Below are 25739 nucleotides of genomic sequence, written 5' to 3'. Positions count from 1 at the left end.
TATAAAAAGGAGGTAAATATTTGGATAACAAAACTATAAAAATATCACTATTTTCTAGATTAATAGTAACTTATGAAGAACATGAAGTTGTATTATCTGATTATCTAGGTAAACAATTGCTTATTTTATTTGAAATGTTAATATATTATAGACATCATGTTTCTTCAAATGATTTAATTATTGATGTTATCTGGAAGAAACATAAAAATCCTAAAAGTGCATTAAAATATTCTGTTCATAGATTACGTGCCAAGCTTAAAGAAATTCCAGAGTTTGAAAAACTAGATTTTATTATAACTGTATCAAATGGATATGTATTAAATCCTGAATATTCGTATCAAATTGATTGTGAAGAATTCACGACTATTCATCAAATGTTAAAACATCAGGTTATGAATCAAGAGAGTGTATCATATGCAATACGACTAGTACAGTTATATCAAGGACAGATTTATCAAACTTCTAGAATTCAATGGGCATTATATATTAACAATTTTTACAAAAGAATTTATTTATACTATATAGAACTATTATGTAATTATTTTTTTGAACATGGAGAGTATCATGCAGTTGTACAAATAACAAATCGTGTTTCGATATTTGTGCCAGAATATGAAAAGGCTTATTATTATCATTTTCATGCTTTGATTGAACAAGCAAACTTTTTAGAGGCAAAAGAATATTATGAAACAACAATTAAAAATTTTTCAGAAAACTATCCTATGTGTATGAGTCAAGAATTTAGGGAACTTCATCATCAATTAATGTTGCATAATAAAATAACAAATACAATAAATGAAATATATAATGAATTACTTGTAGACAAACAACAGAGAAGTGCCTTTTTTTGTGAATTTGATGTATTTAAATATATATTTGAGAAAGCATTAAGAGATCAGATACGTTATCACTTACCTTATTATCTTATTATGTTAACTTTAGAAACATTTCCAGAAAATATGCAATTTAAAATCATGCAGAAATTAAAGAAATGTATTTATAAAACAATACGTTCATCCGATTCATTTACACGAGTTAATGAGTTGCAGTTTTTAATATTAATAAATTGTGATAATGAAGCAGATGTTCATACGATAGCACAAAGAATAATTACAAAATTTTATAGAAGTTATACAAATGGAAATGCAAAAATAGGTTATTCTATAAAAAAAGTAAAAGGAAGAGAAAGTCTACGATAAGAAAACTTTACTCGTCTTTTTTTTGATTTTTATGTAAATAAACGATTTAAGAGTTCAATAGCAACTGGTATCTGATGAAAAGCAAGACCAGAATAATTGACAACGATTGTATGTGAGTCATAAGGAATATCATAAAATTGAGAAAGAGTAGAAATATGTAATCCAATTGCAGCAGCTTGTTGAACAATCTCATTATCATGAAAGGGAGATGTATAATGAAGTAGAAAATGAAGTCCTGCATTCTCTTCAGTAATACGGATTTGGTGAGCAATAGGACTAGCATGAAGTTGTGATAAGAAATCATCACGAATCAATTTATAAGAATTGCGCATACGATTAATATGTTTTTCAAAATATCCCTGTTGCATAAATTCTGCAAGAATAATTTGTTCAAAACTTGATACACTGCAAGCATAAAAATGTAATTTTTCCTGAAATCTTTGTACGAGATGAGGAGGAAGAACCATATAACTTATACGAAAAGAAGGGGCTAAGGTTTTAGAAAAGGTATTCATATAAATAACGCGTTCATTTTGATCTATTTGATAGAGAGTGGAGATAGGTTTACCTCTTAAGCGAAATTCACTATCATAATCATCTTCAATAATATAATTTTGATGATCATTAGCCCATTTCAATATTTCTAATCGTCGTTTGATTGGCATTGTAATTCCTGTAGGATAATGATGAGCAGGAGATATATGAACAACATGTGCCTGACTTTTTTTGAGTTCCTTAATATTGAGTCCATCTTTATCTAAAGGAATATATTGATAGGATATATCATTAAGTTGATAAACTTTAGATATACTATGATGCCCTGGGTTTTCTAATGCATAAATGAGTTGACGTCCTAATAATTGAATAACAAGATTATATAAGTATTCAGTACCAGCCCCAATAATAATTTGTTGGGGAAGAACATTCATACCAGAAAAAGCATAAAGATGTTTACAGATAGTTTCTCTTAATGCGAGGCATCCTTGCTGCGGTGGTCTTGTCAGCAATTCAGAATCTTGTGATGAAAGAACTTGTCTTGTAAGTTTTGACCATGTTGAGAATGGAAAATGTTTAGGAGAGACTGAGTTTGTTTTTAAATCAATAAGATATGCTTTTTTTATTTCTTGGGGAAGTTTAACAGCCTTTTTTGTTGGTATATTTGGATATTGAATTTCACTTACAAAGTATCCTTTTTTTTCAATAGAATAGATATATCCTTCAATTAATAATTGATTATATGCATTTTCAATAGTAATTAAACTGACATTTTGATTTTTAGCGAATGCTCTTTTAGAAGGAAGTTTTTCATGGGGGGTTAATTTTAAATGAATAATATCTTCTTTAATACATTGATAAAGATATTCATACATAGTTAAATGACTATCATTAGGAAAAGAATATGTTAACATTATATCACCTCATAAATAATTATATCAAATCTGGTCTTATAAAAAAATATAAAACTGGATATTTTCATATAACCACAATAAATATATACTTGTTTTATAACAAGAGGGGGTAAAACAGATGAATAATAAAATATTAAAAATTGTTATTGTGGGGTTAATGGCAGCATTATGCTATGTTGCATTTACATTTATGCAGATTAAAATTCCAACACCAGGAGGGGCAACATCATTTCACTTAGGAAATACATTTTGTGTATTAGCTGCATTACTATTAGGAGGATTACCTGGAGGTGTTGCAGGAGCGATTGGTATGGGAATTGGGGATTTGCTTGATCCAACATACGTTGTTGTCGCACCAAAAACAATTATTTTGAAACTTGGAATTGGGATTGTTACTGGATTAGTCGCACACAAGGTTTTTCATATTCAACAAAAAGAAGGAAAGAGTTTATATAAGGCAGTTATTTTATCTACTATTGCAGGTATGCTGTTTAATGTTATAGGAGAACCGATATTCTCATATTTCTATACATCATTTATACTAGGAGCACCAGCTAAAGCAGCCAAAGCACTTGCATCATGGAATGCTATTACAACAGGAATTAATGCTATATTGGCAGTAATCATTTCCTCAACAATTTATATAGCTATAGCACCACGTTTAAGAAGCAATGGCATATTAAGAAAATTAGCACCTAAAGAGTAGTGTAAAAAAAGATTTCATTTTAAAAAATGAAATCTTTTTTGCCTAAAATACTCTATCTTTCTAAGCGTTTGATAAATTCGTTTAATGATTCTGCTTTTATCAAATGAAAAACTTTTTCTTTATCCCAAAGTGTTTTAATAATACTTTCATAAATCTTCATAAATTTTTTTCGATCTTTTTGTTGTACAGCAATCATAAGTATAATATGTATTTTCTTATCATCCCATATAATACCATTTGTACTTATTAAAACACAGAACATAGTTTGTTTTGCATTCAATTCAATTGCATGTGGAATTGCAAAAGTATCAAAAAAACATGTTGAAGACATCTCTTCTCTTTTAAAAACAGATTCAATAAATCCTTCCTTAGCTAAACCAAAATCTATAATTTTTTGACCCATAAACCGTATAGCATCTTTTTTTGTCGAATAATTATTTGTATGGAAAAATAAATCTTGATGAAAATAGGAACGCAACATTTCATTTTGATTTCTTTTTTCTCTTTCGATAATACATTTATTCACAGCATCGTTAATTTTTATATAGTCTTCTTGTGTATAAAATGGGGATATGTGAATTGTTTTCTTTCCTATAAAAGAAAGATTTTTAGTTGTAATAATAAAATCAATCTTATCGTCGAGTTCATATGCAGAAATATTAGATTTTGTTGATTGAATAATAATATCATCGGCATGATCCTTCATAATATTGTTAATCATTTTTTCAGTTATATGATAATAATCATCACAAATAAGGAGTATTTTCATTTTTTCATGGAGTGTATTATGTGTTTCAATTAAGAAACCGATATGAATACTGATATAACCGATTTCTTCATCACCAATAGAAATATGATATTTATCAGATATCTTTTTTGCAATATGTACAGCAACATCATAAATAAATGGACAATTTCTTTTAATGCTATCAAAAATATCATTGTGAGCAATTTGGCAATTACTTGCTCTTTTAATAAGAGCATCTATATGTAATGCAAAGTTATATAAGAAGTTTGAGAAATCAATGTTTAACATATAATAACTAAATACACTAAAAAGTATTTCATCCATTTCATGAATGAATTCTGTTGTCATGATTTCGGATGTTGGATTATTTGAAGATATGGAATGATTAATTGGTTTAATCTGACCCCATAATATAATAGCAATATATTTGATGTCATTGATTGTTGGATTAATATTCCAGTGATTAGAATATTGGTTGCAAATATCTTCTGCTATATGATATTCTGGCATAGCTATATGAACAGAATCATTTTGGATATATTCGATATAAGAATCATCTCTCATGCGATATAAGGCAATAATAATATTAATTAATAAATTTGAGATATAATTATTTTCAACATAATATCCATATTTATTAAGTGTATTCAAAATAATAGAGCGAACTTTTGAAATATTAATGCCTTTAAAATAGGAAGAAATATTATCTAAATTATTGAAAGCAGGACCAGTTTCCTCAAAAATTAAATAATTAATAAATTTTCTTTTATCTAATTCTTTACCAATGATTGAAATATATGACTTATTACGATTGATAGACAAATTATATTGTTCTAATATGGATTGGAAATCTTTTAATCTTTTTTCTAGAGAAGATGTACTCATATATAATGATTCAGCAAACTCATCTATCTGAAGTGGTTCGTTAAAAAATATCAATTGTTTTAAAATAGTATGATCCTTATTTTGATGAATATCTATAATAGATAGATCATCTTTCTTGTTAGGATGGATAGTGTATCCTTTTTTAGTTGCTAAAATTAATTGTGAATGTTGATTGATTAATGCAATTTCCGATTGAATAGTGCGTATAGAAACATCAAGTAAAATACTCAGCATTTTCCCGGTTACATAAGTATCTTCATTACTTAATAGAGATATAATTTTCTTTTGTCTATTTGTATATTCCATGAGTATCATCCTTTGTAGTTTCTTTCATTATTATTATGTAACAATAATCAAATAAAATCAAAGATATTATTTCGTAACGTTATGCAAAAATCAATTTGTATTGTCAGTTAGAAATTTATACAATGAAAATGTAAAAAGGAAAGGAGATTAATATAAATGGGAAAAGAAGAAATACAAAGTATAGCATTTCAACTTATTGCCTATTCAGGAGAGGCATTTGATCATTATTATAAGTCTATTGACTTAGCAAGATTAGGTGAAATTGAGCATGCTAACAATGAAATAAAAATCGGGAATTCCAAACTAACTAAGGCACATAATTCGCAACGAGAACTCCTAACTGCTGAGGCAAGAAATGAAAATATTGAATTTAGTATTATTCTTGTACATGCGCAAGATCATTTGATGACTACAATTATGTTTGAGAGAGTTGCAAAAGAATTTATTCAATTATATGATGAAAGGAGAAAATAATGGAAAAATTTTTATGGGGAAGTGCAACAGCATCATATCAATGTGAAGGTGCATGGAATGAAGATGGAAAAGGTGAAAGCCAATGGGATGATTTTTCACATCATTCACCATTTAATATCAATCATGTAGATGGAGATATCAGTTGTGATCATTATCATCGTTTTATTGAAGATCTAGATTTAATGAAAGAAAGTCACCAAAATACATATCGTTTTTCTATTGCATGGACAAGAATTATTCCAGATGAAACAGGTAAAGTTAATCAAAAAGGTCTAGATTTTTATAATCAACTCATCAATGCTTGTATTGAAAGACATATTGTACCAAATGTGACATTATGGCATTATGATTTACCACTGCATTTATACAAAATAGGTGGATGGGAAAATAGAAGAACAATTGATGAATTTGTTAATTATGCTAAAATTTGTTTTGAAGCGTTTGGGGATCGAGTCCCTTTGTGGGTTACAGTTAATGAACCTGGATTTTATACTCATTGTTGTTATGGAGCTGGCAATTATCCACCGAATGTATGTGATTTTCAACGTTATGCTAAAGCAGGGTATCATCTTATGCTTGGTAGTGCGAGAGTCATTGAAGAGTTTAGAAAAGGAGATTATATTGGGAAAATTGGACTGGTTCATGCTAGTGGTAATGTAGAAACAAAAGGAACTGACGAAGCAAATCAAATTGCAGCAAGAAATGCTGATCTCTTTAATAATTTATGGGTAACTGATACATGTATTCGTGGTTATTTTCCAGATGATTTGTTTTATAAATTGAGAGAAAGTCAAATAGATTTATCTTTTGTAAAAGAGGAAGATAAAATTCATTTTAGAAATGGAACAGTGGATTTTTTAGGCATTAATCTTTATTGTCGTACATATGTTAAGCCATATTCTGGTGGTGAAACAAATGTTCATCTTAATAATAAAGGTAGTGGAAAAATATTGGAAGGAGAAGTTATCAAAGGTTGGTATGAAACGGCATATGATCCTCATGTAAAAGTGAATCAGTGGGGACGTGAAATTTATCCGCGTTGTATGTATGACGAACTTATGACCATTAAGAGAGAGTATGATAATATTCCTGTGTTTATAACAGAGAATGGTCATGGGTGCTATGATGAACTAATTGATGGTCAGGTTGATGATAAGGAAAGAATTGAAATTGTAGGTGAATTTATAAAGTGGATGTTAAAAGCACGTGAGGAAGGTTGTAATGTGCAAGGCTATTACATGTGGTCAACTATGGATCTTTATAGTTGGGTCAATGGATATAAGAAAAGATATGGTCTTGTTTATATTGATTTTAATAATGGAAATAAGCGTATACCTAAAAAAAGTTATTATTGGTATAAGAAGTTAATTGAAAATGATCTTAAAGGAGAGTGAAAGTATGAGTTCAACAAATTGGATTGAAGCAAAATTACTTCCAATAGCTAATAAATTACAAAGAAATAAATATATATCAGCAATGCAGCAAACATTTATGCTTTTAATACCTATTATGATGATTGGAAGTGTTTGTATTATTATAGGAACACCAATTAGAGATTATACACTTATGGCTGAAACGGATGCTATGTATGGATTCTTTAAATCTTGGGCTATATTTTTAGAAAACTATGGAGAACCTATAACTATATTAAGTTGGACATGTTTATATAGTCTTGGATTATGGGTATCATTTGCTATATCTTATAATCTTGCAAGAATATATAAAATTAAATCATTGATTGTTCCAATATTATCATTATCTTGCTTCTTTGTTTTGTGTACGACATTAACAGGTGATGAAGGATTTGATAGTGCTTATTGGGGTGGAGAAGGATTATTTGCAGCTTTAGTTATTGGAATAGCAGTTACAGAAGCTTATCGTTTTTTGAACAAGAAGAAATTTGGACAAATTAATTTACCTGATACTGTTCCACCAGTATTAAAAAATTCAATTGGTTCATTATTCCCAGTGTTATTTATTTCTGCTTGTGCAACAATTTTATGTATTGTCATTAGAACAACAACTGGATTAATTTTTCCACAAATTATTTTAGGTATATTTTCACCAATTGTAGCAGCTGTTGATAATATTTTTGGAATGGTATTTTCTTCTATTTTAACACAAATTGTTTGGTGGTTCGGAATTCATAATTCAGCTATTACAAGTTTGTTAGATCCGCTAACTTCTGCAAATTATATTGCTAATGCAGCAGCTTATTCAGCAGGAACATTGCCAGCAAATTTACCACATATTTTTACAGATATGTTTTGGTGGAATTTTATGGTTATCGGTGGCTCAGGAGCAACATTTGGCTTATTGTTATTAATGCTAAGAAGTAAGTCTAAGCAAATTAAAACAATTGGTAAGTTATCTTTAATACCTGGTTTATTTGGTATTAATGAGCCAATCATTTTCGGATTACCAATTGTTCTTAATCCAATATTTATTATTCCATGGATTTCTGCTCAAACACTTAATGGTATTATCACTTGGATATGTATGGATTTTGGGCTTGTTAATAAAAGCTTTATTGATCCAAGTTGGAATATGCCACCTATTATTTCACACTTTTTGTCAACATTAGATTGGCGAGCAGCAGTTTTAGGTGTATTGCTTATTGTTATAGATCTATTAATTTATTTACCATTTTTAAAAGTATTTGAAAAACAAAAATTATTGGAAGAGGCTGGAGAAATTACTGAAGAAATAAATGTATAATAAAAAAAGAAAGAGGTAACCAAAATGAAAATCATATTAGTTTGTAATGCAGGAATGAGCACAGGAATTATGCAAGTTAAATTGCAAGAATGTGCACAAAAAGATGGTATTGAAGCAGAAATAACAGCAATGCCTATATCAGAAATTGATACATTTAATGAAGATGTAGATGTTGTTTTATTAGGACCACAAATTCGTTTTGCAGAAGATGATTTAAGAAAGACGTTTGAAAATAAAGCATATGTATATTGTATTGATATACAGGATTTTGGTTTAATGCGTGCAGAGAATGTTTGGAATAAGATAAAAGATAAGTGTATGTAAAATCATATTAACAGATAAAAGGAATAGTGGAAATCTATTCCTTTTTGCGTTATAATGTATTCATGCCGACATAGCTCTAATTGGTAGAGCAGGCCACTCGTAATGGTCAGGTTGCAGGTTCAATCCCTGTTGTCGGCACCAGAAGATAAAATACCTTGTGAAAAACAAGGTTTTATAATATATTTTTAATTGCTTAATATTCAATTCATGTAGTATCGTTATAATAGGGTGGGTGATAAAAATGGATAGAATTGAAAAAAGAATAGCCATTTTATATTCTTTAAGAAGAAAGCGAATTAATAATTTATTGAAAGAGTATCATTTAACACATGATGATTATCAGATTGTTATGGCATTGCATTACGCTGAAGGAATGTCTATTGATGAGATAATGGGTGAAACAAAAATAGATCCTAGACTTATTCAGCATGTTTTGGATCATTTGGTCAAAAGAAATTATATTGAATTCAATGATAACAAATTATATTTAACAGAGTATACAAAGAAGATATATCCTCAAATTAAGCGTGTTATTAAAAAGAGTAACGAGGAATTAACAAAAGACATGAGTTCTGATGAATATCATGAAATTGTAGAAATTTTAGATAAATTGATAGAAAGTTATGAAATATAATAAAAAAACAGTACACTCAGTACTGTTTCTTTATTATTGAATGACTTGTTTGATCATCCAAATTGATTTGCTGAATTCTTCGATGTATGAATCCATTGCTGAAGAAATCAAATATTCATCGCTTTCATCAGCAAAGCTTTTTATCTTTTTAACACTGTCTAATAAAATTTGAAAATCTAAGAGAATTGATTGATAGATTTCATGTGAAGATATTGCTTCATCTTGTGCTTCTTTAATTTGGCTGTATTCAATAAATTCACTCATTGATGCAATAGGCTTACCACCTATCATCAAAATTTTCTCAGCAATATCATCAATACCACCATTTATATAATTATAGTATTCTTCAAGTTTTGCATGGACATTAAAGAAGTCTTTTCCTTTAATATACCAATGATAGTTTTGTAATTTATGATATTCAACAGCAAAGTCAGCTAATAAATGATTTAATTGTTTTTCCATAACATTTCCTCCTTGGTTAGCGTTTGCTAACTATAGTGCTATTATATCTTATAATAATGAAACTGTCTATACATATGCACTTTTCGTTCATAAATTGAAAGAAACTATCTTTTCTTATAAATTTCTATTATACTAATGAGGAGGTGATAAGATGGATAGAAAAATTATATTTTTAGATGTTGATGGAACATTGACATTACCAACTGGAGATGTATCAGATAAAGTGAAATATGCAATTCAGCAGGCAAGGGAAAATGGACATTATGTTTTTTTATGTACTGGAAGAAATAAAGCAGGTGTTCGTTCATTAATGCCAATAGGCTTTGATGGTATCATTTGTAGTGCTGGTGGTTATATTGAAATAAATGGAGAAAAAGTATATGAATCATGTTTAAGTGACGAAGATCTTACATTGGCAAGAGATGTTTTTGATAAAAATAATCTTATGTATAATCTTGAAACAACGGAAATGACTTTTCAGGATGATGAGATGAATCATGAATTTATCAAACATCAAATGGCTAATGACAAAATGAATTCTGAATTACAACGATTGTTAAATGAACAAAAAGATCGTTTTAATATTCATAGTCTAGATGAATTTGATCGAAATCCTATTCCAGTTCAAAAACTGTGTTTTATGTGTCATGATGAAAAATGCCTAGAAGAACCAAGAAAAATTCTTGCTGATCGATTTAATTTTATAGTTCATGAAATTTTTTCTACAGATGTGATTAATGGCGAAATTATTGTTAAAGGAACAAATAAAGGAAAAGCAGTAGAATTTGTTGTTAATAAATTAGGCTTGTCTTTAAAAGATACGATTGCTTTTGGGGATAGTATGAATGATTATGAAATGATTCAGGTTTGTGAACATAGTGTTGTTATGGAAAATGGAACAAATGAATTGAAACAGTATGCAAATAAGATATGTGAAAGTGTTTCAGATGATGGGATATATCATGAATTTAAAAGAATTGGATTGTTTATTTCATAAGATAATCATGATTTGTGAACTATCAATGAAAGGACACATTGAATTTGTTTGATTTATTGATGTTTTACATAGAAGTAAAAATCAAGATAGTCTAGATACTAGAGCGTATTCTTTAACTATTGGTTATGAACAAATGAACATATGGGATGACTTAATGGTTGCAAGAAAAATATTTTATTATGCTATATCTAAAAAAGAGTATGATGAACTTGATGATAGTGGTATATTAGATTTTGGTGAAATTCATCTTACTGATGAAACAGATATTGATGCTCTAAGAAAAATACTTATGTTATATATAATATAATGGAAAAAAGGGAGCCTATAGGAATAAAAAAAGCTTAACATCTTTACATTATAATGAAATTGTGAAGTGGAGTATCAAGCAGGATAGTTTTAAGAACATATTATTTTTGATCTTATATAAAATATACTATATGATACCAAGAGTTTTTATTTTTTTAATTAATGTTATTGTAAAGAGAGCCTGACTTAGTCAAGGCTCTCTTTGTAAACATCAAATGAACTAGCAATTAATAAATATAAGAATCCAGTTTGGACAAAAAAGATTGTATAATCTAAGACACCATGAATAAAAATCATAACAGTAAAAGCAACGACCAAAGCCACTAATGTCTTATCAATTTTCTTTTTCCATAAAATATATAATCTTTTTATATTTTCCCATATAAATGGTAAAATAGTTAAAATACCAATAACTCCAAAGCATAATAATGGATCTAAATAAATACTATGAGCATGTTCTGTAGGGTGCCCATGATAGAGAGGATAAATATGCATATAAGTCATAGGTCCTTCACCAAATAATGGATGCGATTTAATATTTGCAATAGCAACTTCCCAAATATTCTGACGTGTCATAAAGTAAGCAACAATATTATCTACACGTGGGAATTTTGAAGGATTTAATAGAAAATAGAAACAAACAAGTAATACACCACTAAAAATAAATGCACAAGTCTTATAGCGCTTATCAATAATAAGCATGATGAGGATTCCACCAGCAATGGCAGGCCAAGCTGTACGACAAGCTGTTAAAACTAACATAAAAAGATTAATCACAATAACACATATGTAATATAAACATTTTTTCCATTCTATTTTTATATTATCTATTTTTAATATTTTATAAAAAGCCAAACAAACAAAGAATTCTATCATCATTGCATAGTAATTTGCATTAAAGAATACAGAATTAATACGATCTTGAGGTCTATTGAAGATGATAATTTCTAACTGATCTATATCAAATTTATTTAAAATGCCAATGTACTCAATCAAACCATATAATGCAGCAAATAAGCTTAACACAATAATACAATTTGTCATAAATTCAAATAACTTAGGACTAATGTGTTGACGATAATATAAAACAAAAGATAATATAGCTAAAATACCAATAGAACAAACTGCTCCATAATAATTCTGGTAAAAAAGTGAAACAACAAAACTTAATCCACAAAAATAAAGAATATACTGACTCTTAGGTGTATTACGATATGCTTCTTGAATCTCACCTTTCATTAATAAACGAATTGTCAAAAATATAACAACAGCTCCACACATATAAAATGGTAGGAACAGAGATAGTATTGCTACAATGATATATCTTTGGTTATGAGTGAAATGTTTTTTTAAATAATCTATTCCAAACACAAGGACCACCTCCCAAAATGTAACTTCATTTTACAACATTTCATAATTTATGTATACTATAAAAAACAAACATAACAAAAATGTAAGAAACAGAAAGAGGAAAACAATGAAAAAATACCTATATTTTTATAATTATTCACCAAATGAACAGGCAATATGTGAGATGGAGTTTAAATATATTTTTCACGATAACATGCTATCTAAATATTATTTAACAAATCAATACTTTGATTACACAAGAAGCGTCTTTATTAAAGGAAGATTAGATATTATAAAATCTTCAAAATCTTTTGATGATATTATTCATTTCATAGAAAGTAATCACATGTGTTATTATGATTTTAAAGTGATTTATTTAAAAAATGAAATTACACATGTGGATTATCAGGAATCACTACAGAGATGTCGTGATATAGCATTTCCAATTGATGGTTCAGTGAATATGCAAAATCCTCAAACTATTTTTGCAATAACAAAAATAAAAGAAACATGGTATTTTGGCATCTATCATAATCAAACAGTTTGGAGTCAAAATTATGAAAAACCTCACTCATATTCTCATTCTTTAAATATAAGAGATGCTAGGACTTTGGTGAATATTGCAGTGGGGAATGATCTCAAACTAAAGGTGGTTGATCCTTGCTGTGGGATAGGAACAGTTGTTCTGGAAGCATTGAGTATGGGAATTGATATAGAAGGGTTTGATATAAACAGAGATGTAGCTTATCAGGCAAGATTAAATTTAGAGCATTTTGGTTATGATGCCCATATTATTCAAAGAAAAGATATGCGAACATTAACAAAAAGATATGATGTCATTATTTTAGACATACCTTATGGTGTATATAGTCCTTTTACGTACCAGCAACAATTATCTTTGTTAGAAGGAACATTGGATTTAGCACCAATGCTTGTGTTAGTTAGTCATATTGATATGAATAAGGACTTAGAGAAATTAGGATATCAAATTGTTGACCAGGCAACAATTCAAAAAGGAAATTTTATAAGATATATAACAAAGGCTATTCAAAAATAAGAGTTTTCGATATAATACAAGAGAGGTGAACAATATGAAACATATTTTTATGATGAAATATACGAAAAAACATCATGATTTTGAACAAATTATACATGATGTTATGAAAGATAAAGATTATGAAGTTGTTTACCGTAATTCATTGCGAGATAGTCAAAAATATATAGAGAATTGTCGTGATAAAGCACGTTTTTATATTGTTGGTGGTGATGGCACAATTCATGGACTTATCCAAAAACTTGTTTATACAAATCATGAGGTCGTTATTTTACCTTTGGGAACAGGAAATGATTTTTGTCGGACACTAACACCTATCAAGAATCCTGAAATTCTTTTGAAAAAATCATTAACTTTACCAGCAAAAAAGATTGATGCCATTCAATTAAATGATACATATTATATTAATGCAGCATGTTTTGGATTGGATAGCGTTATTGCAAATCATGTTCATGATACACCTCACATTCCTTTTGTACCAGAATCTAAAAGTTATATTGTTTCTATTTTGCAGAATACTTTTCAATATCAAAATCACTATGTGAAAATTTATACTGATGAGCGACTTTTATATCGAGGAGAAATGATTCTATGTACAATCAATAATGCTCAATATTATGGTGGTGGATTTCAGATTATTCCACATGCTGATATTAGTGATGGATACATGGATATTTGTGTTGTCGATGCTATTCCTAAGTGGAAGATTCCTTATATGGTGGAAAGACTTGTACGTCATAAATTAGATGGACGGAAAGACGTTCATTATTTTCGAGTAAAAAATGTTCAAATTATTTGTAAAGATAGCTGTAATGTAGATGGTGAAGAAATGTATAATGATCATTATCACTTTACCATTATTCCACAATGTCTTCATATTGTTGATTATAATGAAAAGCAAGCCTAGGCTTGCTTTTTGTATTCTTCACTAAAGAAAACTTGATGCCATAAAGAAAAACAATAGACAGTCCAAATCTTCTTATAATAATCATGTTTTTGATTCTTATGGTCTTCTAACATAGAAATAAGTTTTTGATCATCAAATAATTCTTTAATGATAGGTGTTTGTAAACCTTCATAAACTTTTTGATAAAGATCCTCTTCTCTCATCCATTCTCTTAATGGTACAGGAAAGCCTAGTTTCTTTTTCTTATAGGCTTCATTAGGGATAACTTTTCTAGCAGCTTCTCTTAATAAAACCTTGGTATTTTCTTTTGTCACTTTTTGGTTGTCTTTTAAGCAACTTGCTACATCAAAAACTTCTCTATCAGTAAAAGGAACACGACTTTCGATAGAATGAGCCATTGTCATCTTATCACCTTTTTGAAGAATATCTTTGATAAACCATGTTTGTAAATCTACATTTTGACGCTTCTGAATATTTGTTGCTTTCTTTAAATTTTTAAATAATGGAGCAACAATATCCTGATGTGAATGTAGATGGGTCGTATCTCTTAAAAGATGTTTACAATCATTTTGAGAGAATACAGGATTAACACCAACATAATAATCTTCTATACGTTCACCATTTCTAATGAGGAAAGGAATACCTTTGATAGTTGGTAAATGTTTGCAGATTCGAGATATAAAATGACGAATAGCAAATGGAATTTTACCATAGATTCCACTATCAATATCACCACGATATGTATTATATCCACCAAAGAATTCATCAGCACCTTCACCAGATAAAACAACCTTAACATCTTTACTTGCTAGTTCACTAACAAAATATAATGCCACAGCAGCTGGATCTGCGGTTGGTTCATCAAGATGATACATAATTTGTGGTAAAATATTTAAATATTCTTCTTTAGAAATAATTTTACTCTTATTTTCAATACCTAACTGTTGTGTTAAATCTTTAGCATAACCAATTTCATTATATCTCTCGTCATTATATCCTACTGTATAAGTATGCTGAGGTCTAGCCAACGAAACAAGATATGACGAATCAATACCGCTACTTAAAAATGATCCAACTTCAACATCAGCAATCAAATGATGTTTTACAGAATCTTTCATAATTTGATCAATCATTTCAATCATTTCCTGATCAGACTTATATTGATCTTTAAATTGAATAGAATAATATCTCTTGATATCAATATTTTGATCTTTGTAAACAACATAATGTCCAGGCAGCAATTGTTTCACATTCTTAAAGAATGTCTCTTCTCCTGCTACAAAATTCATTTTTAAATAAATATCTAAAACATCTTTATTTAATTCTTTCTTAAAATCAGGATGATCTAAAAACCCTTTAATTTCACTCGCAAATAAAAAATGTTTTTGATCATAGTAATAATAGAAAGGTTTAATACCAAAATGATCTCTTGCACAAAATAATTCATGTGTTGTTGTATCATAAAGTGCAAAAGCAAACATTCCTCTTAAATAATTCACAATATCATAATGGTATTCTTCATAACCATGTAAAAGAACTTCCGTATCACTATGAGTTTGAAAATGATGTCCTTTTGCTTCTAAATCTTTCTTTAATTCTAAATAATTATATATTTCACCATTAAACACCACCACTAAATGATTGGTTTTCATTGGCTGAGTACCACCTGCTAAATCAATAATAGATAAACGACGATGTCCTAAAGCAACATAATCATCAACGTATTGACCTTCACCATCAGGTCCTCTATGTGCAATACGATCCATCATTTTCTTTAACATATCAGGGGCATTTTCACTTACTGGAGCGAATCCTACGATTCCACACATTTATATCACATCCTTTGCGAAAGCATTATAACATTTTTTTGAGATAAGTTGTAAAAAAGATGATAAAAACTTAAAAATAAATGAAAAGAGGAATTTAATCCTCATTAACATCAACATAGAATTCTACATAGCCACAGGTATTACAAATAGCAACTTTTAAGGGATGATTCTTCTTCTTATAATCTTCATCCTTTTCAATAATTGTGTAATCACTAATAGGCTGTGCCTCATCCTTTAAATAACAGTCTTCTTTCATTTCTTTATGACATCTTGGACACTTTCTCACCTTCATCACCTCTTATCTATTATTATACAAAAAATATGCTTCAAAACAAATAACAAAATAATAATATCAAAAATATTTTAAGAAAATGATTTCGGTTGCGCATATGTAATTATAATAGTAAAATGTGAATAATAAGAAAAAAGGTGAATGAGGATGAATTCAAAAGTTTATGAATTTGATGTTATTATTCAAAAAGTAGATGATAGAGATGGAGCATATATAGAGTTCCCTTATGATATCCGTCAAGAATTAAAAAAAGGCCGCGTTAAAGTTAATGCTGCTTTTAATGGTATTACTTATCAGGGGCGTTTGGTACGTAAGAAAATGTCAGAACACATCATTGGCTTACATAAAGATATTCGAGCAAGAATTCATAAACAGCTAGGTGATTGTGTTCATGTGGCAATTCAGGAGAGAACATAGATATGAAGAATCCATGGCAAGATATTTCACTTGATGACTATGAGAATCATATGCAACTAGAGACTGTTCAACAGTTATCAGAATTAAATAAAATCATGAAAAAACAATTTTCTCAATATTCTATTGAAACCCTTATGATATTAGGTGTTGCAGGTGGAAATGGTTTAGAGCATATTTCACCAGATCAGGTTCATAAGGTTTATGGAGTGGATATTAATCAAGATTATCTTGTACAATGTCAACAACGCTATGACCAGTTAGAGACGATATTAGAATGCATCTGTACTGATTTGTGTAGTGAAGGCTATCAATTACCACATGTTGATTTGGTAGTTGCTAATTTGCTGATTGAGTATATCGGCTACACATGTTTCCAAAGGGTGCTGCAAAACATTTCACCACAATTTGTTTCATGTGTCATTCAAATCAACCCCAATGAAGAATTTGTATCTAATTCTCCATTTACACATGTTTTTGAGCATTTAGATGAAGTGCATCATCAACTCGAAGAAATACAACTTATCCAACATATGAAAGATATACATTATGAACATACTTTAAAAGAAGTAACATTGTTACCAGATGGCAAGCAATTATTAAGATTAGATTTCGTCAAACAGAACACATTATTTGATCGAATATAAAATCATTCGAATGTAGTGTTAGTGCAGATCTATCCAATGAACTCTTGTTCAAAAAAGAATCTATTGGAACACGCAATGAAATAATGTATATTTAATATAAGGAGATAATGATATGAAATGGGTATTTATTTATCTTGTTATTATTAATTTTATTGGTTTTATCATTATGGGAATAGATAAATTGAAAGCTAAACGACATGCTTGGCGAATTGCTGAAAAATACTTTTTCTTTGTGAGTCTTATGGGTGGGAGTATAGGAACATGGATAGGAATGTACTTTTTTCATCATAAGAGTAAGCACTGGTATTTTGTATGGGGAATTCCATTTATTTTAGTCATTCAAATGGTTATCTTAATAGTTGTTTTATCAGGAAGAAAGTTATGAAAACTTTAAAAGATGAAAAACAATGGTAGGAAGATAATATTATGCGTCATAAGAATGGTCATGGCATGATAGGAAGTTGATTATGTTTCATTGACTTTTTTAGAGCATTATTCTTTTTTGCTTGTTATATTATGGGTGATAAAACAAGATTTCAAAATACAATAATAGCTTATGAGGGTCTTTGGGAAAGATTATCTTTATTTGCAATGTATGTACCTTTTGTTTGTGTCGCTATCACACAGAGTTGTTAATGGTAAATATCTTAAGGAGAGAAGTGTATGAACAATAATTTTGTAAAAGATATTGAACAAATTTTATCACATCGTTATGATAATGGGGCCGATTTATGGGCAACAAATGATAAAAAATTATTAAAAGGAGCACCGTTCACAACACTGGAATGTATTAATTACTTATTAGAATTAGGAGTTCCATTAGAACATGATGTCTTTCAGCAAAGTGCTGACCTTATCTTCAGTACATGGAGAATGGATGGACGTTTCAAAACATCTCCAACTGGAGGAATTTATCCTTGTCACACTGCCTTGGCTCTGAAAACACTGTGTTCAATGGGATATGTTGCTGACCAAAGAATCAGCAAGACATTTCAATATTTTTTAGATATACAGGCAGATGATGGAGGTTGGAAGTGTCATAAATATAGTTTTGGTAGAGGACCAGAAACTGAATTTTCAACACCTTATACAACTTTAACAGTTTTAGATGCTTTTCGTTATACAAATAAGTATAACCAAAATGTAAGCTTAGAAAAGGCAGTTGATTTTTTGTTACAACATTGGACAATGAAAAAACCAATTAGTCCTTGTCATTATGGGATTGGAAAATTATTTAATCAGATAGAATATCCTATGCGAGGTTATAATTTATTTTATTATGTATATGTATTGTCTTTCTATGATTATGCTAAAAATGATTCCAGATTTAAAGAAGCATTTACAACATTGCAATCAAAACTAGTTGATAGTCAAATCATTGTTGAACGAGTTGTTCCAAAACTGGCAAAATTATCTTTTTGTCAAAAAGCTCAACCAAGTTTTCTTGCTACCAAACGTTATCAAGAAATATGTCAGCGTATTGATTTACAGTCTTAAAAGTGTTAGTAGTTATATATAACTGATAGAAATGGAGCTGAGTTATGATGTTACCGATTATTGATCACATTCATATAACTGTTTCTGATCTAAAACGGGCAGAAAAATTTTATGATGAATTGTTGCCTATTTTAGGTTTTGATATATCACTCAAAGAATTTGGTAGTGTACCAGAACATGATTATGAAATTATTGAATATCATCATAGGTGCTTATCAATTGGAATTGTCAGTCAACGAAAAGAATATGTTGATGATAAACGAAGTCGTCGAAGAGCAGGCTCATTACATCATTTGGCTTTTCAAGCGAAGAATCAAGATGAGGTAGATTCAATATATGAACAAGTTAAAGGAATTGATGCAACAATTGTACATAAACCACAATATTACCTTGAATATTGTTCAGATTACTATGCTTTTTTCTTTAAAGATAGTGAAGGAATAGAATATGAAATCGTTTCTTTTGCACGTCAGCATTATTTTCCTAAGAAATAAATAGACTAAAAAAGAGAATCACTCTATCAATTTTTATATATAAGATATGATGCATTGAAGCATGATATCTTTTTATCTATATTATAGAAAGTAATATAAAAAACAAAGAGAAATGCAACTATTAAAAAGAGTGTCTAACAAGATAAGAAGTCACATTTGCAATTAATATGTATTTGAAAATGTGATATGACAGTAATGATGATTATTGCTATGTCTATGAGAGTTAGATACATGGTCATAGTAAACGTTAGAATTATCATGAGGATAAATTAGTGTTATAGAAGAAGCAGATGAGTAGATTTACAGGCAAGAATATAGATTTGTATAAGCTATAACGTCATCCAGAGGGCAAGAAACCGACTGGAAGTGGACTATTGAGATAATAAATTGATGGAATGATGAAACTATTCCTTTTCTTGTTAAATACAGTTATATTTAAGGTTAAGAAAATAATCATCATAAAATATTTCTTTATCACATCAAAAAACCTATAATTTCCATTTTTTTAGACAAAATATGTGTTATAATGGAGCAAGGAGCGTGATAAGATGATAAAACTTGAAAATGTTACAAAAGTTTATAAGACGGGCGTAAGAGCTGTTAACAATATGAATGTTAATATAGGTCCAGGTGAATTTGTTTATGTTATTGGACCAACAGGAGCAGGAAAATCTACTTTTATTAAGTTATTATATAGAGAAGAAAAACCAACATCAGGAAAGGTGATTGTTGCTGGACAGGATGTTTCAAAGATTAAGGATCGTAAGGTTCCTTATTTTAGAAGAAATATTGGTGTTGTTTTTCAAAACTTTAGGTTACTACCTAAGAAAACAGTCTTTGAAAATATTGCTTTTACATTGGAAGTGACTGATACACCAAAAGTAGAAATTAGAAAAAAAGTGAGAAGAACATTAGAACTTGTAGGATTAGAAGATAAAGCCAATGCTTTTCCTCATGAGTTATCTGGTGGTCAACAGCAACGTGTTGCGATTGCAAGAGCAATCGTTAATAATCCAAAAGTTCTTATTGCTGATGAACCAACAGGAAATTTAGATCCAGATACATCTGTAGAAATTATTGAATTATTAGAAAGAATTAATGAAGTGAATCATACAACAATTTTAGTTGTAACACATGATAAAGAAATTGTTCAAAAATATAAAAAGAGAACAATTTTAATAGAGGATGGATGTATTAAAACAGATACAAGTTCAGGAGGTTATACGGATGGAGTTAATTAGTTGTATTAAAAACTTTCCTAAGCATTGTAAAACAGCGTTTCAGAATATTTGGAGAAATGGTGTGATGTCTGTTTCATCAATATTTGCAGTAACGATTACATTAGTATTGATTGCGGTTATTAGTGTTGTTGCAATCAATATTCAGGATATGACTTATAGCATTGAGGATAGTTTAACGATTTATGTCAAGATGGATCGTGAATTAAAAGATGCTGATGCGAAGAAATTACAGCCAACAATTGAAAAGATTAGTGGAGTGAAAAAGGTGACTTTTTCTACAAAAGATCAGGAATTAGATAAAATTATAGAGTCACAAAAAGAAGATGGCAAAGAAATATTCGAAACATATCGCAAGAACAATCCTTTAGGTGCAGCTTATATTGTTGAAGTGGAAGATGCAAAACAGATTGATAAGATAACAGAACAAATTAATGTGTTAGAACATGTGAATGAAGTAAATTCAGGTGGTTCATCTACGAATTCGCTTGTCAATACACTAGAAACAGTAAGAAATGGTGGCGCTGTATTTGTTGTGGGATTAACTGTTGTGGCATTGTTCATGATTGCGAATACAATCAAGATTACAATTACATCCAGACAAACAGAAATCAGTATTATGCGTATGGTTGGGGCAAGTAATTGGTATATTCGTTTACCATATATGTTAGAAGGAATATTTATTGGTGTATTAGGTTCAATTATTCCTATTCTTATTGTTTATTTTGGTTATAGTATGGTATATGAAGGTGCAGTTGGAATTTTACCAGCGATGTTGTCATTAAGAGAACCTTTTCCATTTATTTGGCAATGTTCAGGATTGTTAGTTGCTTTAGGTAGTGGTGTAGGTTTAATAGGAAGTTTTGTTTCTGTAAGAAAATTCTTGAAATTTTAAAAAAATGCAATGAAAAATATTCCTCTCAATGATTATTAATAAGGATAGTCTTGAGGAAGTAAAATATTATATTGATAGTAAATGGGTTAAAGGATTTTATCTTTTAACCTTCTTTTTTGGAGGAGTATTAATGAAAAAAATAATCATGATTGGTGGAACAATGGGTGTTGGGAAGACAACAGTTTCACAAAGTCTTAAGGGTATATTGAACAAAAGTGTCTTTTTAGATGGTGATTGGTGTTGGAATATGCATCCTTTTGTTGTCAATGAAGAAACAAAGTCAATGGTTATGAATAATATAGTTTATCAATTAAATCAATTTATACATTGTTCTTTTATTGAAAATATTATTTTCTGCTGGGTTATGCATGAACAGTCTATTATTGATGATATTTTATCAAGATTAGATTTGGTAGATTGTCAGGTTTATTGTTTTTCACTTATTTGTAAACCTAGTGTATTAAAAATGTGTATTCAAAAAGATGTTGATTTAGGGAAAAGAAATCAGGATGTACTTGAAAGAAGTCTTGAAAGACTTGGTATGTATGATAGACTAAATACAATTAAATTGGATGTTTCAGAGTTGGCTGTAGAAGATGCTGTAAAAATGATTTCCCATTTGATTCAGGAAGTATAAGATAATCGTTTGACTTCATCCTCTATTTTCCTTATAATAGGGGATATATGAAGGCAGGGACAGTTATGTTTACAAAAAAAGAAATCTTTAGTATTCCAAATATATTATGTTATTTTAGAATTGCACTGGTACCAGTATTTTTATATACATATTTCAATGCTGAAACAAGTGAAGGACATTTCTTATCAGCAGGGATACTGCTTTTATCGAGTTTGAGTGATTTCTTTGATGGTTATATTGCAAGAAAATATGATATGATTACAGAACTTGGAAAATTGATAGATCCTGTAGCTGATAAATTGACACAATTTGTTGTGGCGTGTACATTAATGTATACTTATCCTGCTTATGCTTTATTAGTTACGATTATTGTTTTGAAGGACGGTATGTTGTTATTTGTAGGATGGTTTATTTATAGAAAAAAAGGACGACATTTGGCTCAGGCAGAAATGCCAGGAAAGATTGCTACTGCGGTTTTCTTTGTTGTTTCTATTTTATTGATAGCTTTCTATATTCCCAATACAACAATTTCAGCTATTATGATATATTCAACAGTAGTCTTAATGACTATTGCTATGATTTATTATGGACAGGGTCTTTATTATTTGTATAAACAAGATTAAAATCAACCTTTCGGTTGATTTTTTTTGGCCTTAAATCTTTTAAAATAGAGATAGGAGGTCAGTAAATGAAAAAAATATTAGAAATAAGTCAGTTAACAAAATCATTTGATAAAAATTGTGCTGTTAATCATATTGATTTTTCAATATATGAAGGAGAAATCTTATGCTTATTAGGTCCTAATGGAGCTGGCAAGAGTACAACGATTCATATGTTAAGTGGTATTATGAAAAAAGATACAGGAACCATTGCTTTTATGCAACAAGACATTCAGAGTCATTTACGTCAATATCAGCAAGCTCTTGGTTTTGTACCTCAAGATATTGCATTATATGAGGATTTAACAGCGTGGCAAAATATACACTTTTTTGCATCACTATATGGGTTAAAAGGTGAAGTTTTAAATCAGGCAGTTTATGATGCAATAACATTTGCCGGACTTATGGACAGAAAATATGATAAGGTGAAGACTTTTTCAGGTGGAATGAAAAGACGTTTAAATATCGCTTGTGCTATTGCCCATCATCCCAAATTTGTTATTATGGATGAACCAACAGTCGGAATTGATCCACAGTCTCGTAATCATATTCTTTCTTCCATAAAACAATTACAGGCAGAAGGTATGACAGTATTATATACGACACATTATATGGAAGAGGTAGAAGAAATTTCTGATCGTATTATTATCATGGATCATGGTGAGATTATTGCTGAGGGAACAAAAGAACAATTAAAGGCCAATATTGCAAAAGAATGTCAGTATATTATTCATATTGATCATATTGAGAATCTTGATTTAGATGAATTTTACAAAATTGCAGGAATACAGAAAGTTATGCAAGATAAAAACGAATTGCAAGTGACAACATTAAAAGACATTGAAAATCTCAATAGCATTATTGAAGAACTGATGAGACAAAAACAGCATATCCAAAAATTAACAACAAATGAAACAAACTTAGAAACAGTATTTTTAAAATTAACCGGTCGAAGACTGAGGGATTCAATATGAGATATTTACGTGTGTTGTATTTGGATATAAAGAATTTGGTTATGAACTTAGCTTGGGTATTTTATGCAGTATTTTTCCCTCTATTGTTGATCATTATATTGGGATATTTAACAAGATTTGATTATGGAACAAGAATACAGTCTTATGATTATTATGGTGTGACACTCATTGTGTTTTCTGTTTTTAATACGGGAACGATTGCAGCTAATAGTTTTATGGAAGAAAAAATTAAGATGGGAAATATGCGTATAGTATTTTCACCTATACATGCTTCATGGATTTATATTTCTAAGATTATTGCCTCGGCAATATTTGACTTTATTTGTCATTTCATTGTATTAGGAATACTTGTTTATGGTTTTCGGTTTCAAATTGGGCAAAATCCAGAATGGTTATTGTTTTTGATGTTGGTAGGAGAAATCTTTGGAGCAGCAGTTGGTGTCTGTTTATGTTGTGTTTTGAAGTCTGAGAGTGTCTGTAATCAAATACTAAGTTTGATTATACAATTAGCAGCAACATTAGGTGGGGTATTCTTTTCTCTAGATAGATTTGGAGATATGTTTATGAAACTCAGTTATATGTCACCTATCAAATGGATGATTCAATCATGTTTTCTATGTATATATGATCATCAATTGAGACCAATCTATTTATGTATCATGAGTTTGATTATAGGTATTGGTTTATGTCTTATGATTTGTCAAAAAACATGGCATGGGGAGGATTGTTTATGATAGCATTATTTAAACATCAACTTTTACGTTTATGGCAAGATAAAAAGAATTTATTTCTCTATTTATGTTTAACAGCAGGTAGTATTATTGTAGCTATTGTGATGTCACATCAAAATTCAAAGTTTGCTAGTGTTGCTGTTATTCGAAATACTCAGATGCCTGTTATATATGAAGAGAACGTTGATGTTCATTATGTAGATGAAAGGCCATTAGAAACGGATTTGGTTACACAAACATATGATGCTATTATTGAATATAAAGTTCATCAATGGGTGATTTGTTCTTATAAAACAGAGGATTTTGAAAATCAATTACTTCAATTATTAACCTTAGAGAATATATCTTTACCTCAGGATAAACATACGGGTGAAACCATATTTGGATTTATGATTATGTTTGTAATGATGGAAGCTTTATTCTATACATCGTTATATGGAGAAGATAAAGAAAAAAAGATGTTACAAAGAATAAGCATAAGTGGTATGTCCATGACTCGTTATTTGTGTTCTCAATCTTTACTCACATTTCTAATGACTTGGAGTTCTACTTTTTCTATTTTATTACTTACCCAATTGTTTGGAATGGAGATTGGTTTTTCTTTGACAACATATGCTTTTTTACTTACACTTTTATGTCTTATTGCAACAGCTTTTGCAATGATGATGAATTCTATATTTGATAAAGAGACAACAAGTTTAAGTGCCTCTGCAACGATTGTTTTAACTTCTCTTTTATCTGGAACTTTCTATTCATTCATGAGTAATGATGGTATAATAGGAATATGTATAAATGCCTTGCCTCAAAAAGCTTTAATGAATATATCAGAGAATATAAATTATATTCAAAATACACAATGGTTAGAAATATTATATTTATTAGGATTAGTGATTGTTTTTTATACGTTTGCTATTGTAGTTGGAAAGAAATCGATAATTAAGAGTCATTCATAA

General features: G+C 29.3%; 29 protein-coding genes and 1 tRNA gene. 24 read left to right on the top strand and 6 right to left on the bottom strand.

Features of this window, described 5'->3' with window-relative positions; translation table 11 throughout:
* Positions 1-20: 20 nt before the first annotated feature.
* Positions 21-1199, top strand: coding sequence for a hypothetical protein (locus tag BN350_RS06870; RefSeq protein WP_028042933.1), 1179 nt, complete (start codon positions 21-23; stop codon positions 1197-1199).
* A 29-nt stretch (positions 1200-1228) separates the two neighbouring features.
* On the opposite strand, the gene pdxR is transcribed toward BN350_RS06870, so the two are convergent.
* Positions 1229-2608 (bottom strand): MocR-like pyridoxine biosynthesis transcription factor PdxR, encoded by a 1380-nt coding sequence (gene pdxR, locus BN350_RS06865; RefSeq protein WP_028042932.1) that lies wholly within the window; start codon positions 2606-2608, stop codon positions 1229-1231.
* A 118-nt stretch (positions 2609-2726) separates the two neighbouring features.
* Between pdxR and BN350_RS06860 the strand changes: the two genes are divergently transcribed.
* Positions 2727-3314, top strand: coding sequence for an ECF transporter S component (locus BN350_RS06860; protein WP_028042931.1), 588 nt, complete (start codon positions 2727-2729; stop codon positions 3312-3314).
* A 52-nt stretch (positions 3315-3366) separates the two neighbouring features.
* Here the strand turns inward: BN350_RS06860 and BN350_RS06855 are convergent, their stop codons facing one another.
* Entirely contained in the window at positions 3367-5253 is a 1887-nt protein-coding gene (locus BN350_RS06855; RefSeq protein ID WP_028042930.1) for a BglG family transcription antiterminator, read from the bottom strand.
* Positions 5254-5409: 156 nt separating this feature from the next.
* Here BN350_RS06855 and BN350_RS06850 point away from each other — a divergent pair, with 156 nt between their 5' ends.
* The 6 genes from BN350_RS06850 (at position 5410) to BN350_RS06825 (ending at position 9403) form a co-directional block, all read left to right on the top strand.
* Positions 5410-5727, top strand: a complete 318-nt coding sequence (locus tag BN350_RS06850; protein WP_028042929.1) for a PTS sugar transporter subunit IIA — start codon at positions 5410-5412, stop codon at positions 5725-5727.
* A complete protein-coding gene (locus BN350_RS06845; protein WP_028042928.1) occupies positions 5727-7121 on the top strand; it encodes a glycoside hydrolase family 1 protein in 1395 nt (464 codons plus the stop codon). Before BN350_RS06850 ends, BN350_RS06845 begins: the two co-directional genes overlap by 1 nt.
* A 4-nt stretch (positions 7122-7125) precedes the next feature.
* A complete protein-coding gene (locus tag BN350_RS06840; protein WP_028042927.1) occupies positions 7126-8445 on the top strand; it encodes a PTS sugar transporter subunit IIC in 1320 nt (439 codons plus the stop codon).
* 24 nt (positions 8446-8469) lie between these two features.
* Entirely contained in the window at positions 8470-8769 is a 300-nt protein-coding gene (locus BN350_RS06835; protein ID WP_028042926.1) for a PTS sugar transporter subunit IIB, read from the top strand.
* Positions 8770-8833: 64 nt separating this feature from the next.
* A tRNA-Thr gene (locus BN350_RS06830) sits at positions 8834-8910 on the top strand.
* Between the two features lie 100 nt (positions 8911-9010).
* Entirely contained in the window at positions 9011-9403 is a 393-nt protein-coding gene (locus BN350_RS06825) for a MarR family winged helix-turn-helix transcriptional regulator (RefSeq protein ID WP_028042925.1), read from the top strand.
* Between the two features lie 33 nt (positions 9404-9436).
* Here the strand turns inward: BN350_RS06825 and BN350_RS06820 are convergent, their stop codons facing one another.
* Positions 9437-9865 carry a Dps family protein gene (locus BN350_RS06820; RefSeq protein ID WP_028042924.1) on the bottom strand — a complete coding sequence of 143 codons (429 nt, stop codon included), beginning with the start codon at positions 9863-9865 and terminating at the stop codon, positions 9437-9439.
* A gap of 151 nt (positions 9866-10016) precedes the next feature.
* On the opposite strand from BN350_RS06820, the gene BN350_RS06815 reads away from it, so the two are divergent.
* Positions 10017-10862: an HAD family hydrolase gene (locus BN350_RS06815; protein WP_028042923.1), complete on the top strand. Its 846-nt coding sequence runs from the start codon at positions 10017-10019 to the stop codon at positions 10860-10862.
* Between the two features lie 154 nt (positions 10863-11016).
* The gene (locus tag BN350_RS20585; protein ID WP_222704649.1) at positions 11017-11169 is read left to right on the top strand and encodes a hypothetical protein; all 153 of its coding nucleotides are present in this window, start codon (positions 11017-11019) and stop codon (positions 11167-11169) included.
* Between the two features lie 185 nt (positions 11170-11354).
* Here BN350_RS20585 and BN350_RS06805 read toward each other — a convergent pair whose 3' ends face one another.
* Entirely contained in the window at positions 11355-12539 is a 1185-nt protein-coding gene (locus BN350_RS06805; protein ID WP_231385243.1) for an O-antigen ligase family protein, read from the bottom strand.
* A 106-nt stretch (positions 12540-12645) separates the two neighbouring features.
* Between BN350_RS06805 and BN350_RS06800 the strand changes: the two genes are divergently transcribed.
* Both BN350_RS06800 and BN350_RS06795 read left to right on the top strand, forming a co-directional pair.
* Positions 12646-13575 carry a TRM11 family SAM-dependent methyltransferase gene (locus BN350_RS06800; RefSeq protein ID WP_028042921.1) on the top strand — a complete coding sequence of 310 codons (930 nt, stop codon included), beginning with the start codon at positions 12646-12648 and terminating at the stop codon, positions 13573-13575.
* 34 nt (positions 13576-13609) lie between these two features.
* Positions 13610-14479 carry a diacylglycerol/lipid kinase family protein gene (locus BN350_RS06795; protein WP_028042920.1) on the top strand — a complete coding sequence of 290 codons (870 nt, stop codon included), beginning with the start codon at positions 13610-13612 and terminating at the stop codon, positions 14477-14479.
* Here the strand turns inward: BN350_RS06795 and asnB are convergent.
* Positions 14476-16308, bottom strand: a complete 1833-nt coding sequence (asnB, locus tag BN350_RS06790) for an asparagine synthase (glutamine-hydrolyzing) (protein ID WP_028042919.1) — start codon at positions 16306-16308, stop codon at positions 14476-14478. The genes BN350_RS06795 and asnB overlap by 4 nt on opposite strands.
* 94 nt (positions 16309-16402) lie before the next feature.
* Positions 16403-16594 carry a hypothetical protein gene (locus BN350_RS06785; RefSeq protein ID WP_028042918.1) on the bottom strand — a complete coding sequence of 64 codons (192 nt, stop codon included), beginning with the start codon at positions 16592-16594 and terminating at the stop codon, positions 16403-16405.
* A 153-nt stretch (positions 16595-16747) separates the two neighbouring features.
* On the opposite strand from BN350_RS06785, the gene BN350_RS06780 reads away from it, so the two are divergent.
* The 12 genes from BN350_RS06780 (at position 16748) to BN350_RS06725 (ending at position 25739) form a co-directional block, all read left to right on the top strand.
* Positions 16748-17017: a DUF1905 domain-containing protein gene (locus BN350_RS06780; RefSeq protein ID WP_028042917.1), complete on the top strand. Its 270-nt coding sequence runs from the start codon at positions 16748-16750 to the stop codon at positions 17015-17017.
* A gap of 2 nt (positions 17018-17019) precedes the next feature.
* Complete coding sequence (locus BN350_RS06775) at positions 17020-17661, top strand: class I SAM-dependent methyltransferase (RefSeq protein ID WP_028042916.1); 642 nt, start codon at positions 17020-17022, stop codon at positions 17659-17661.
* A 112-nt stretch (positions 17662-17773) separates the two neighbouring features.
* Positions 17774-18046, top strand: a complete 273-nt coding sequence (locus tag BN350_RS06770; RefSeq protein WP_028042915.1) for a DUF1294 domain-containing protein — start codon at positions 17774-17776, stop codon at positions 18044-18046.
* A 278-nt stretch (positions 18047-18324) separates the two neighbouring features.
* On the top strand, positions 18325-19158 hold the full coding sequence (locus BN350_RS06765) for a prenyltransferase (protein ID WP_028042914.1): 834 nt from the start codon (positions 18325-18327) through the stop codon (positions 19156-19158).
* Positions 19159-19205: 47 nt separating this feature from the next.
* A complete protein-coding gene (locus BN350_RS06760) occupies positions 19206-19652 on the top strand; it encodes a VOC family protein (RefSeq protein ID WP_028042913.1) in 447 nt (148 codons plus the stop codon).
* A 548-nt stretch (positions 19653-20200) separates the two neighbouring features.
* Positions 20201-20893, top strand: a complete 693-nt coding sequence (gene ftsE, locus BN350_RS06755) for a cell division ATP-binding protein FtsE (RefSeq protein ID WP_028042912.1) — start codon at positions 20201-20203, stop codon at positions 20891-20893.
* Positions 20880-21785: a permease-like cell division protein FtsX gene (gene ftsX / locus BN350_RS06750; protein ID WP_028042911.1), complete on the top strand. Its 906-nt coding sequence runs from the start codon at positions 20880-20882 to the stop codon at positions 21783-21785. The genes ftsE and ftsX overlap by 14 nt, the downstream gene beginning before the upstream one ends.
* 130 nt (positions 21786-21915) lie before the next feature.
* Positions 21916-22422, top strand: coding sequence for an AAA family ATPase (locus BN350_RS06745; RefSeq protein ID WP_028042910.1), 507 nt, complete (start codon positions 21916-21918; stop codon positions 22420-22422).
* Positions 22423-22487: 65 nt separating this feature from the next.
* A complete protein-coding gene (locus BN350_RS06740; protein ID WP_028042909.1) occupies positions 22488-23045 on the top strand; it encodes a CDP-alcohol phosphatidyltransferase family protein in 558 nt (185 codons plus the stop codon).
* Between the two features lie 65 nt (positions 23046-23110).
* Positions 23111-24055, top strand: coding sequence for an ABC transporter ATP-binding protein (locus tag BN350_RS06735; protein WP_028042908.1), 945 nt, complete (start codon positions 23111-23113; stop codon positions 24053-24055).
* On the top strand, positions 24052-24789 hold the full coding sequence (locus BN350_RS18670; RefSeq protein ID WP_049945528.1) for an ABC transporter permease: 738 nt from the start codon (positions 24052-24054) through the stop codon (positions 24787-24789). The genes BN350_RS06735 and BN350_RS18670 overlap by 4 nt, the downstream gene beginning before the upstream one ends.
* Complete coding sequence (locus tag BN350_RS06725; RefSeq protein ID WP_028042907.1) at positions 24786-25739, top strand: ABC transporter permease; 954 nt, start codon at positions 24786-24788, stop codon at positions 25737-25739. Before BN350_RS18670 ends, BN350_RS06725 begins: the two co-directional genes overlap by 4 nt.

Source organism: Candidatus Stoquefichus massiliensis AP9 (assembly GCF_000455285.1).
Taxonomy (GTDB): domain Bacteria; phylum Bacillota_I; class Bacilli_A; order Erysipelotrichales; family Coprobacillaceae; genus Stoquefichus; species Stoquefichus massiliensis.
The sequence above is the reverse complement of the archived record's forward strand: the minus strand, read 5'-3'. Positions and strand labels throughout refer to the sequence as shown.

Excerpts from the sequence above, each read along its gene's own strand:
- BN350_RS06760 (WP_028042913.1), top strand. The coding sequence starts at position 19,206 with ATGTTACCGATTATTGATCACATTCATATAACTGTTTCTGATCTAAAA.
- BN350_RS06765 (WP_028042914.1), top strand. The coding sequence starts at position 18,325 with ATGAACAATAATTTTGTAAAAGATATTGAACAAATTTTATCACATCGT.
- BN350_RS06745 (WP_028042910.1), top strand. The coding sequence starts at position 21,916 with ATGAAAAAAATAATCATGATTGGTGGAACAATGGGTGTTGGGAAGACA.
- BN350_RS06800 (WP_028042921.1), top strand. The coding sequence starts at position 12,646 with ATGAAAAAATACCTATATTTTTATAATTATTCACCAAATGAACAGGCA.
- ftsE (WP_028042912.1), top strand. The coding sequence starts at position 20,201 with ATGATAAAACTTGAAAATGTTACAAAAGTTTATAAGACGGGCGTAAGA.
- BN350_RS06795 (WP_028042920.1), top strand. The coding sequence starts at position 13,610 with ATGAAACATATTTTTATGATGAAATATACGAAAAAACATCATGATTTT.
- BN350_RS06845 (WP_028042928.1), top strand. The coding sequence starts at position 5,727 with ATGGAAAAATTTTTATGGGGAAGTGCAACAGCATCATATCAATGTGAA.
- BN350_RS06725 (WP_028042907.1), top strand. The coding sequence starts at position 24,786 with ATGATAGCATTATTTAAACATCAACTTTTACGTTTATGGCAAGATAAA.
- BN350_RS06815 (WP_028042923.1), top strand. The coding sequence starts at position 10,017 with ATGGATAGAAAAATTATATTTTTAGATGTTGATGGAACATTGACATTA.
- BN350_RS06825 (WP_028042925.1), top strand. The coding sequence starts at position 9,011 with ATGGATAGAATTGAAAAAAGAATAGCCATTTTATATTCTTTAAGAAGA.
- BN350_RS06735 (WP_028042908.1), top strand. The coding sequence starts at position 23,111 with ATGAAAAAAATATTAGAAATAAGTCAGTTAACAAAATCATTTGATAAA.
- pdxR (WP_028042932.1), bottom strand. The coding sequence starts at position 2,608 with ATGTTAACATATTCTTTTCCTAATGATAGTCATTTAACTATGTATGAA.
- BN350_RS06775 (WP_028042916.1), top strand. The coding sequence starts at position 17,020 with ATGAAGAATCCATGGCAAGATATTTCACTTGATGACTATGAGAATCAT.
- BN350_RS06740 (WP_028042909.1), top strand. The coding sequence starts at position 22,488 with ATGTTTACAAAAAAAGAAATCTTTAGTATTCCAAATATATTATGTTAT.
- BN350_RS06850 (WP_028042929.1), top strand. The coding sequence starts at position 5,410 with ATGGGAAAAGAAGAAATACAAAGTATAGCATTTCAACTTATTGCCTAT.
- BN350_RS06780 (WP_028042917.1), top strand. The coding sequence starts at position 16,748 with ATGAATTCAAAAGTTTATGAATTTGATGTTATTATTCAAAAAGTAGAT.
- asnB (WP_028042919.1), bottom strand. The coding sequence starts at position 16,308 with ATGTGTGGAATCGTAGGATTCGCTCCAGTAAGTGAAAATGCCCCTGAT.
- BN350_RS06840 (WP_028042927.1), top strand. The coding sequence starts at position 7,126 with ATGAGTTCAACAAATTGGATTGAAGCAAAATTACTTCCAATAGCTAAT.
- BN350_RS06835 (WP_028042926.1), top strand. The coding sequence starts at position 8,470 with ATGAAAATCATATTAGTTTGTAATGCAGGAATGAGCACAGGAATTATG.
- BN350_RS06855 (WP_028042930.1), bottom strand. The coding sequence starts at position 5,253 with ATGGAATATACAAATAGACAAAAGAAAATTATATCTCTATTAAGTAAT.
- BN350_RS20585 (WP_222704649.1), top strand. The coding sequence starts at position 11,017 with ATGGTTGCAAGAAAAATATTTTATTATGCTATATCTAAAAAAGAGTAT.
- BN350_RS18670 (WP_049945528.1), top strand. The coding sequence starts at position 24,052 with ATGAGATATTTACGTGTGTTGTATTTGGATATAAAGAATTTGGTTATG.
- BN350_RS06860 (WP_028042931.1), top strand. The coding sequence starts at position 2,727 with ATGAATAATAAAATATTAAAAATTGTTATTGTGGGGTTAATGGCAGCA.
- BN350_RS06770 (WP_028042915.1), top strand. The coding sequence starts at position 17,774 with ATGAAATGGGTATTTATTTATCTTGTTATTATTAATTTTATTGGTTTT.
- BN350_RS06820 (WP_028042924.1), bottom strand. The coding sequence starts at position 9,865 with ATGGAAAAACAATTAAATCATTTATTAGCTGACTTTGCTGTTGAATAT.
- ftsX (WP_028042911.1), top strand. The coding sequence starts at position 20,880 with ATGGAGTTAATTAGTTGTATTAAAAACTTTCCTAAGCATTGTAAAACA.